Source organism: Oleiphilus sp. HI0123 (genome assembly GCF_001635315.1).
In genome coordinates this window covers 1-6,675 of sequence record NZ_LWGE01001105.1, presented here as the reverse complement: position 1 = coordinate 6,675, position 6,675 = coordinate 1, and the positions used below count along the sequence as shown (strand labels likewise).

At 44.7% G+C, this 6,675-nt stretch carries 8 protein-coding genes; 1 reads left to right on the top strand and 7 read right to left on the bottom strand.

Annotated features, from left to right (window positions below; translation table 11 throughout):
- The coding region (uvrA, locus tag A3761_RS11080) for an excinuclease ABC subunit UvrA (RefSeq protein WP_068750218.1) at positions 1-2,339 on the top strand (2,339 nt) is incomplete at its 5' end.
- Between the two features lie 289 nt (positions 2,340-2,628).
- On the opposite strand, the gene rplQ is transcribed toward uvrA, so the two are convergent.
- The 7 genes from rplQ to secY form a co-directional block, all read right to left on the bottom strand.
- A complete protein-coding gene (gene rplQ, locus A3761_RS11075) occupies positions 2,629-3,018 on the bottom strand; it encodes a 50S ribosomal protein L17 (protein WP_068511128.1) in 390 nt (129 codons plus the stop codon).
- A gap of 35 nt (positions 3,019-3,053) precedes the next feature.
- Positions 3,054-4,058 (bottom strand): DNA-directed RNA polymerase subunit alpha, encoded by a 1,005-nt coding sequence (gene rpoA, locus A3761_RS11070; RefSeq protein WP_068554544.1) that lies wholly within the window; start codon positions 4,056-4,058, stop codon positions 3,054-3,056.
- A gap of 35 nt (positions 4,059-4,093) precedes the next feature.
- Positions 4,094-4,714 (bottom strand): 30S ribosomal protein S4, encoded by a 621-nt coding sequence (gene rpsD, locus A3761_RS11065; protein WP_068508558.1) that lies wholly within the window; start codon positions 4,712-4,714, stop codon positions 4,094-4,096.
- Positions 4,715-4,725: 11 nt separating this feature from the next.
- Positions 4,726-5,115, bottom strand: coding sequence for a 30S ribosomal protein S11 (gene rpsK / locus A3761_RS11060; protein ID WP_068508553.1), 390 nt, complete (start codon positions 5,113-5,115; stop codon positions 4,726-4,728).
- 12 nt (positions 5,116-5,127) lie between these two features.
- On the bottom strand, positions 5,128-5,484 hold the full coding sequence (rpsM, locus tag A3761_RS11055; protein WP_068508551.1) for a 30S ribosomal protein S13: 357 nt from the start codon (positions 5,482-5,484) through the stop codon (positions 5,128-5,130).
- Between the two features lie 146 nt (positions 5,485-5,630).
- Positions 5,631-5,744: a 50S ribosomal protein L36 gene (gene rpmJ / locus A3761_RS25750; protein ID WP_082865410.1), complete on the bottom strand. Its 114-nt coding sequence runs from the start codon at positions 5,742-5,744 to the stop codon at positions 5,631-5,633.
- A 37-nt stretch (positions 5,745-5,781) separates the two neighbouring features.
- Positions 5,782-6,675, bottom strand: an 894-nt coding sequence (gene secY, locus A3761_RS11050) for a preprotein translocase subunit SecY (RefSeq protein ID WP_068750216.1), incomplete at its 5' end; no start/stop codon positions are given.

Here is a 6,675-nt window from a genome sequence, read left to right as displayed (position 1 = left end):
TCCAAGATCTCTTGAGCCAGGGATTCATTCGCGCCCGAATTGACGGCATTATTACTGACCTCGATGACACGCCTAAGCTTGGGAAGAATAAAAAGCACACCATTGAGGTGGTCGTTGACCGCTTTAAGGTTCGCAACGATATCCAACAACGTATTGCAGAATCCTTTGAGACATGCCTTGCTCTTACAGATGGCATTGCAGTTGTTGCCCCAATGGGGGAAGACGACAGCCAGGATGAAATCATTTTCTCTTCACGATTTGCCTGCCCACATTGTGGTTATGCGATTAGTGAGCTTGAGCCTCGTATGTTCTCTTTTAACAATCCTGCCGGTGCCTGTAGCTCCTGTGATGGCTTAGGCGTTAATCAGTTTTTTGATCCTGAAAGAATCGTACACAACCCTAGCCTGACACTTGCAGAAGGCGCAATTAGAGGTTGGGATCGACGCACAATCTACTACTTTCAACTCTTAAGTAATGTTGCCGAACACTATAATGTCGACATCTCGCAGACCTATGAAGAGCTGCCTGATAGCTTTAAACAAATCCTATTGTACGGAAGCCAAGAAGAAGAAATATCCTTCACCTATGTCAATAGTCGTGGCGACAGCGTACAGCGCTCACACGTTTTTGAGGGCGTCATCCCTAACATCGAAAGACGCTATCGAGAAACCGAATCAAATATGGTTCGGGAAGATCTTGCCAAGTACCTAAACAACCAACCTTGCCCAAGCTGCCATGGCACCCGCTTAAAGCAAGCATCGCGGCATGTTTACATAGACAAAGACTCACTACCCGACTTAGCCAAGCTCCCCATTGGTACTGCTTTGGATTATTTCGAAAACCTAGAACTTAGCGGTCAACGAGGAGAAATAGCTGACAAGATTCTAAAAGAGATCCGCTTACGATTGGAGTTTCTAGTGAACGTAGGCCTAGATTATCTAAATCTGGAACGTAGTGCCGACACATTATCCGGCGGCGAAGCCCAAAGAATACGGCTAGCAAGCCAGATTGGCGCCGGGCTTGTGGGCGTCATGTATATTCTGGATGAACCATCGATCGGACTTCACCAACGGGACAATGATCGCCTCTTAAAAACACTCACTCATCTCAAAGAGCTAGGTAATACTGTAATCGTTGTTGAACACGACGAAGATGCTATCAGACTTGCCGATCACGTCATTGATATCGGCCCGGGGGCTGGAATACATGGTGGCGAGATCGTCGCCGAAGGTACACCTGATGAAGTTATGTCGAACCCTGCATCCCTAACCGGCCAATATCTGTGTGGCAGCAAACGAATTGAAATCCCGGATGAACGCCATAAACCAAATAAGAACAAACAACTCATTCTGCAAGGCGCCAAGGGAAATAACCTTGAAAACGTTACACTTGAAATTCCAGTTGGCTTATTTACCTGCATTACTGGTGTTTCAGGCTCTGGTAAGTCAACCCTGATCAACTCAACGCTTTACCCCTTAGCGGCGACTGAACTAAATAATGCCACGACCTTAAATGCAGCAGAGCACGAAGCCATTCACGGCATGCACTTTTTCGATAAAGTTATCGATATTAATCAGAGCCCGATCGGACGCACCCCAAGATCAAACCCCGCGACCTATACAGGACTGTTTACACCTATCAGAGAGTTATTTGCTGGCACTCACGAGGCAAGGTCTCGTGGATATAAACCAGGCCGCTTTAGCTTCAATGTTAAGGGTGGCCGCTGTGAGGCCTGTCAGGGTGATGGCGTCACAAAAGTAGAAATGCACTTTCTACCTGATGTCTATGTCCCTTGTGATGTTTGTAAGAGCAAGCGATACAACAGGGAAACACTAGATATCACCTATAAAGGGAAGAATATCCACGAAGTTCTGGACCTTACTATCGAAGATGCGCGTGAATTCTTTGACGCGGTTCCCTTTATTGCCCGAAAGCTTCAGACCTTAATGGATGTTGGCCTGTCGTATATCAGACTTGGTCAAAGTGCGATTACACTATCTGGCGGCGAAGCCCAGCGTGTCAAACTAGCTAAAGAGCTTTCCAAGCGAGATACAGGTAAAACCCTCTACATCCTTGACGAACCAACTACTGGCTTGCACTTCTATGATATCCAGCAATTACTGACTGTTCTTAACAGGCTTAGAGATCACGGCAATACGATTGTCGTAATCGAGCACAATCTAGATGTCATAAAAACTGCTGACTGGATAGTAGACCTAGGACCAGAAGGCGGTTCGAAAGGCGGTCAAATCGTTGCAACAGGAAGTCCTGAGCATGTCTCAGAGGTCGATGGTTCATTTACTGGACAATTCTTAAAGCCAATACTGGCCAGGAAATAAACAAAACAAGGCCTACGGGCCTTTCAGACTGCTGACAAACCTCGGCGTACTTTTTAGGACGCGCTTCTACGTGAATGAAATAGTTTTTTTCACTGTAAACTACTAAAAGATTTAAAAAATCGACCTATTTTGAGGTTGTTTTTTAAACGATTTATGCAAAACAAAACCTCGATATAAAATACCGGGGTTTATCAATACTCTGCAAGGCCTACGGGCCTTTAGCCTTATTTATTCCAGATACAAAAAAACCAGCACTAGGCTGGTTTTTTTACGACGGTGAGTAATAGACCTACTCGTCGTCATCCTCGAAGGCTTCAACCACTGGGCGGTCAACTAGCTCAACGAACGCCATTGGCGCTGCATCACCAGAACGGAAACCACATTTTAGAATGCGGATATAACCACCTGGGCGATCTTGGTAACGAGGACCAAGCTCATTAAACAATTTCGCTACAACAGCATTGTCACGAGTACGAGCAAAAGCCAAACGGCGATTTGCAACTGTATCGTTCTTCGCTAACGTAATCAAAGGCTCAGCTACACGACGTAGCTCTTTAGCTTTTGGCAAAGTTGTTTTGATTAACTCATGCTCAACAAGAGAAGCTGCCATATTTTTGAACATGGCTTTTCTGTGCGAGCTATTTCTATTAAGTTTACGACCACTTTTACGATGACGCATTTTATAATTCCTTACCTATTCAAACCGAGGATGACTTAGCCACCCAGTACTCGGTCATCACCTTTCAAACTAGCTGGAGGCCAGTTTTCAAGACGCATACCTAATGAAAGACCACGAGATGCTAGCACATCCTTAATTTCTGTAAGAGACTTCTTACCCAAATTAGGCGTTTTTAGCAGTTCAACCTCAGTACGTTGAATTAGGTCACCAATGTAGTAAATATTCTCTGCTTTCAAACAATTCGCAGAACGAACGGTTAGCTCTAGATCATCTACTGGACGAAGCAGGATTGGATCGACTTCTTCCTCTTCCTCTTCTTGAACTACTTCTTTTTCGTTATCGAAATCAACGAATACAGCAAGTTGTTGCTGAAGAATTGTAGCTGCACGGCGGATTGAATCCTCAGGATCAATAGTACCGTTAGTTTCAAGATCAATTACAAGCTTATCGAGGTCAGTACGTTGCTCAACTCGCGCATTCTCAACAGAGTATGCAACTCGCGAAACCGGACTATATGACGCATCCAACTGCAAACGACCGATTGCGCGTGTTTCATCATCATTATTACCACGCTGGTCAGCTGGCTCATAGCCACGACCGCGACCAACACGTAGCGTCATAGTGATATCACCATTGTCGCTAAGGTTGCAAATAACATGATCCGGATTCATGATTTCAACGTCATGATCCAACTGAATGTCACTAGCCAAGACTGGGCCTGGCCCCTTCTTAGTAAGCGTCAAACTAGCTTCATCGCGTGAGTGCATGTTTATAGCCAAACCTTTAAGGTTCAAAAGGATCTCAATAACATCCTCTTGAACACCTTCGATTGCGCTGTACTCATGCAATACACCTTCGATTTCTGCTTCTACAACTGCACAACCCGGCATTGATGACAAAAGAATTCTTCTTAATGCGCTACCAAGCGTATGGCCGAAACCTCGCTCTAATGGCTCTAGAATAACTTTTGCATGTGTTGCGCTTAAACCTTGAACTTCAATGTTTCGTGGATTCAAGAATTCATTAACTGAACGCTGCATATATGCCCCTATACCTTATGTTGTATCCGATGAGATTACTTAGAGTAAAGCTCAACAATTAGATTCTCGTTGATGTCCGAAGGTAGCTCTGAACGCTCAGGAACAGCTTTAAAAGTTCCTGTGAGTTTATTGGTATCTACGTCGATCCACTCAACTGCCCCGCGATTAGCTGCTAACTCAACAGCGTTTTTAACACGCAATTGGTTCTTAGCTTTTTCGCGAACAGCAACAACATCACCAGCTTTAACTTGGTAAGATGCGATATTCACTACCTGATCGTTAACAACGATTGCCTTGTGGGATACAAGCTGACGTGATTCTGCGCGAGTAGAACCGTAGCCCATACGATATACAACATTATCAAGGCGTTGTTCCAGCAACTGAAGCAAGTTTTCACCTGTAGCGCCTTTACGGCGTGCAGCTTCTTTATAGTAGCCACGAAACTGTTTTTCAAGAACACCGTATAGACGGCGAACTTTCTGCTTCTCTCGTAACTGGGTACCGTATTCAGACAAACGTCCGCGACGAGCACCGTGCATACCTGGAGCAGTTTCTAAGTTACACTTTGAATCTAGCGCTTTAGCGCCACTTTTCAAAAATAAGTCAGTACCTTCACGGCGTGACAGTTTACATTTTGGTCCAATATAACGAGCCATTTGCTAATCCTCTAAACGCGACGTTTCTTAGGTGGGCGACAACCATTGTGTGGAATAGGTGTCACATCCGTGATATTTGTGATTTTATAACCACAAGCGTTTAAAGCGCGAACAGCGGACTCGCGTCCTGGTCCAGGACCCTTAACTTGAACTTCTAAGTTCTTAAGGCCGTATTCAGCAGCCGCATTACCGGCTCTTTCAGCTGCTACCTGCGCAGCAAAAGGTGTACTTTTTCGCGAACCACGGAAACCTGATCCACCAGCAGTTGCCCAAGATAGAGCGTTGCCTTGGCGGTCAGTAATGGTAACGATAGTATTGTTGAATGATGCATGGATATGAGCCATACCATCAACAACAGTCTTTTTCACCTTTTTACGGGTACGTGTACCTGGCTTTGCCATTACGAATTCCTATTATTTACGAATTGGTTTACGAGGGCCCTTACGGGTACGTGCGTTCGTTTTGCTTCGCTGACCGCGCACAGGCAAGCTGTGACGATGACGAAGACCACGATAACAACCCAGGTCCTTCAACCGTTTAATATTCATTTGAAGTTCACGACGCAAATCGCCTTCTACGGTCAAGTTATTGACCTCAGAACGCAATATTTCTAACTGCTCTTCAGATAGCGTGCTAACTTTAGCAGTACGGGCTATACCCGTTGCATCGCATATTTTTTGTGCAGTAGTTCTGCCTACACCAAAGATGTAAGTCAGAGAAATTACTGCGTGTTTATTGTCGGGTATATTGACACCGGCTATACGTGCCATCCATCTTACTCCGCTTAATTGGTAGCTAAATTGAGCAAATGCTCTACGCTACTGTTTAGTTACCGTCTGATAAAAAGGGCGCAAATCATACAGCCTGATTAAATATAAATCAAGCTATATGCAGCACACTTTTCATACAACACCAATTAACCTTGGCGTTGCTTATGACGAGGCTCTTGACAAATAACTCTTACAGAGCCATTTCTTCTAATAATTTTACAGTTACGGCAGATTTTCTTTACCGAAGCACGAACTTTCATATGCTACTCCAAAAACTAAATTTTCAACTCTTCGCGATTAACGCTGCATCCCACCATTACCGTAACCTTTAAGGTTCGATTTTTTCATCAGTGACTCATATTGATGGGACATTAAATGAGACTGAACTTGCGCCATGAAATCCATGACTACGACCACAACGATCAACAGGGATGTACCACCGAAATAGAATGGAACATTTGCCCAAACAACCAAAAACTGCGGCAACAAAGAAACTGCGGCAATATAGGCTGCACCGAAGATTGTCAAACGTGTCAGTACGCTATCGATATAGTTTGCGGTCTGCGCCCCTGGACGAATACCCGGAACGAAAGCACCAGACTTCTTAAGGTTATCTGCAACTTCTTTTGGGTTATACATTAACGCTGTATAAAAGAAGCAGAAGAAGACGACTGCAATGGCAAACAAAATAACATACAGAGGCTGACTCGGCCCAAGCGCTTGAGAAACATTAGCTAACCACTCCATGCCCTCGCTCTGTCCGAACCACTGCCCCATTGAAGCAGGAAACAACAATATACTCGAAGCAAATATAGGCGGGATTACGCCAGCCATATTAACTTTAAGCGGCAAATGGCTTGACTGCTGAGAGTAACCACCACGTGCCTGTTGTCTTTTTGCATAATTAACAGTGATGCGTCTTTGACCTCGTTCGATAAACACGACGAAGGCAACGATAGCAACTGCGAATACACCAATACCTAACAATGCAAGGATATTTAATTCTCCCTGCCTTGCAGCTTCAAACGACTGACCGAACGCACCTGGTAAACCCGCGACAATCCCTGCAAATATCAACAAGGAAATACCGTTACCAATACCACGCTCTGTAATCTGCTCTCCCAACCACATAAGGAAGACAGCACCACAAACAAATGTAGAGATCGCAAGGAAGTAGAAACTAAAGCTATC

Excerpts from the sequence above, each read along its gene's own strand:
- rplQ (WP_068511128.1), bottom strand. The coding sequence starts at position 3,018 with ATGCGTCATCGTAAAAGTGGTCGTAAACTTAATAGAAATAGCTCGCAC.
- rpoA (WP_068554544.1), bottom strand. The coding sequence starts at position 4,058 with ATGCAGCGTTCAGTTAATGAATTCTTGAATCCACGAAACATTGAAGTT.
- rpsD (WP_068508558.1), bottom strand. The coding sequence starts at position 4,714 with ATGGCTCGTTATATTGGACCAAAATGTAAACTGTCACGCCGTGAAGGT.
- rpsK (WP_068508553.1), bottom strand. The coding sequence starts at position 5,115 with ATGGCAAAGCCAGGTACACGTACCCGTAAAAAGGTGAAAAAGACTGTT.
- rpsM (WP_068508551.1), bottom strand. The coding sequence starts at position 5,484 with ATGGCACGTATAGCCGGTGTCAATATACCCGACAATAAACACGCAGTA.
- rpmJ (WP_082865410.1), bottom strand. The coding sequence starts at position 5,744 with ATGAAAGTTCGTGCTTCGGTAAAGAAAATCTGCCGTAACTGTAAAATT.